Raw genomic sequence first — 2,054 nt, 5'->3', positions numbered from 1 at the left:
TGGAGAGCACAGCGATTGGAATAACGGTCCGTTCGCGCAGCGTCCACCCAAGTGCCCACGTTGATCTTACTCCAAAACAAAGGGCCGTCCCAAGCAGCCATTTCATGGCTTTTGGGACAGCACCTTTTTGCGCAGTACAAGAATGTATTAGATTCACATGATTTCAGTAACCTCTGCTGGAATAGGTTCAATGCTTGAGCTGCTGGAGTTCCAGTTCTTCGGCAGTAATGGTTGCTTGTGCCGGGTCCATGGTGAGGATCGTGTGGCAGAACATGCAGCGGTCCGTTTTGCCCAGCATTTTGGTCTGCTTATGGCATTCCGGACATTCCACCTGAACTGCACTGGTTGAGAGCATGCCGGCCCAGAAATAGATAGCCAGACTGGCCATCATGGAGATTAGTCCAATAACAAGGCCGATGGCAGCGACTACCTTGCCGGCAGAGCCCCAGAATACAATACCTGCGGTTCCCATGATCATAAGTCCCATGCCCAGCATGGTTAGCAGCAGTCCCCAGGTGCGAAAGGCATTGATTTTAGCCGATTTAAATTTCATGAGCATGATCTCCTAACTGAAATATAGTTCGGTTGTACAGGAGGAACTGGCATGAATATGTAGAATAATATTATTTATAGAGATTATAACTGACTGGGTGCTAAATCGCCAAATTTAATGGAGGGAAGTATGGAACTGTCCAATTTGACCCTATTAAGTGGGGAGACATTTGAGGAGAATGTTCTGGGAGCCGTTGCTTGGCGGCAAAGAGGGGATGCCACGTTTCAGAGTGCACTGCTGCACGATTTTGATATGGTGGTTCTCATGCTGCATGAGGAACAGGAGACGGAACGCGTCATAACCCATACCATTGCTGGGGATAAGCGGACGCAATCGGTGCATGTGGGTCTGTCTGCACTCGAACGTGCTGTGATGGCCGGGGATAATAACGAGCTTCTTGCCAGCCTGATATCCGGAGAGGTGATCTGGGACCCTAAGGGGATTTTGGCAGAGATGCGGAAGCAGCTGATTCAGTTTGAAGGTCCGCTCAAAGAACGGGTGTTATTTATGGAATTCTCCCGTTTTTTACATATGTATATCAAGTCTAAACGTTACATTGAAGCGGGATGTACCATGGATGCCTATAATTGCGTGCTTATGGCATTGTATCATTGGGCACGGATCGAAGTGAGTGAAGCAGGATATTTTCCGGAACCGGCAGTGTGGGGACAAGTCAAAAGCATGAACTCACCGGTCCATAAGCTATACGAGGAACTGACAATCAGCACGGAGACCCTGGACCAGAGAATTGAGCTGATACTGCTTGCCTGTGAATTTGCGCTCATGTCCAAGATGGCTGACTGTTGTGCCATGCTGCTTCATATTCTGGGCAGCCGTAAGGAGGCGTGGAGTATTAAAGAACTTCTGCAGCATTCAGGACTCAGTCCCCTTCAGGCAGAGCTGCCGCTTGTGCTGCGCAAGCTTGTATCCCGATCCTTGATTCGTGAGATTGCCTCATGGGCAGTTGAAGCAGGGGATGGACATACCATCCGGTATACCCTTTAATTACACGGGAAGCTACTGGTGGAAGCACCTTTACACAGAGAGCATTAACAGGAGAATGGAGAGAGTGAATGTACTCTCTTTTTTTATTTGTCCTGCTCTGCATGAGAGTTAAAAGGGGAGGGAATATTTAGGGTTGACTAGGTTGCAGTTCGTATGTTAAATTATAACTCGTCCCTCCGACATAACGATGTGCAGCAATGCAGTCGGAAATCAGCCGGAAAAAGCAATCGAAAAAAAAGGTTGACTAAAACGAGGGCGCTGTGATATATTATAAAGGTCGCTGCTGAGACAAAAAACAGCGACGGAAGATGAGCTTGATCTTTGAAAACTGAACAACGAGTGAGTATCGGAAATCACGAAAGTGACTTCCAAAATGAGAATGTAAATTCTCGTCAGATGTTTCAAAATGAGCAATCGCTCTTTCTAAATACCAATTTGGAGAGTTTGATCCTGGCTCAGGACGAACGCTGGCGGCATGCCTAATACATGCAAGTCG

General features: G+C 47.5%; 2 protein-coding genes and 1 rRNA gene. 2 read left to right on the top strand and 1 reads right to left on the bottom strand.

All coding sequences use genetic code 11. From position 1 onward, the window contains the following. Positions 1–187: 187 nt before the first annotated feature. Positions 188–553: a DUF2614 family zinc ribbon-containing protein gene (locus HQN87_RS31900; protein WP_173141367.1), complete on the bottom strand. Its 366-nt coding sequence runs from the start codon at positions 551–553 to the stop codon at positions 188–190. Positions 554–682: 129 nt separating this feature from the next. Between HQN87_RS31900 and HQN87_RS31895 the strand changes: the two genes are divergently transcribed. Further along, positions 683–1,558, top strand: a complete 876-nt coding sequence (locus tag HQN87_RS31895; RefSeq protein ID WP_211721134.1) for a nucleotidyltransferase-like protein — start codon at positions 683–685, stop codon at positions 1,556–1,558. A gap of 432 nt (positions 1,559–1,990) precedes the next feature. After that, positions 1,991–2,054 (top strand): 16S ribosomal RNA (locus HQN87_RS31890); the annotation flags it as partial.

Origin of the sequence: Paenibacillus tritici (genome assembly GCF_013204885.1) — a bacterium.
Lineage (GTDB): Bacteria > Bacillota > Bacilli > Paenibacillales > Paenibacillaceae > Paenibacillus_AQ > Paenibacillus_AQ tritici.
The sequence above is the reverse complement of the archived record's forward strand: the minus strand, read 5'-3'. Positions and strand labels throughout refer to the sequence as shown.

Bases quoted from the DNA above. Each gene is read 5' to 3' on its own strand.
- HQN87_RS31895 (WP_211721134.1), top strand. From the start codon at position 683: ATGGAACTGTCCAATTTGACCCTATTAAGTGGGGAGACATTTGAGGAG.
- HQN87_RS31900 (WP_173141367.1), bottom strand. From the start codon at position 553: ATGAAATTTAAATCGGCTAAAATCAATGCCTTTCGCACCTGGGGACTG.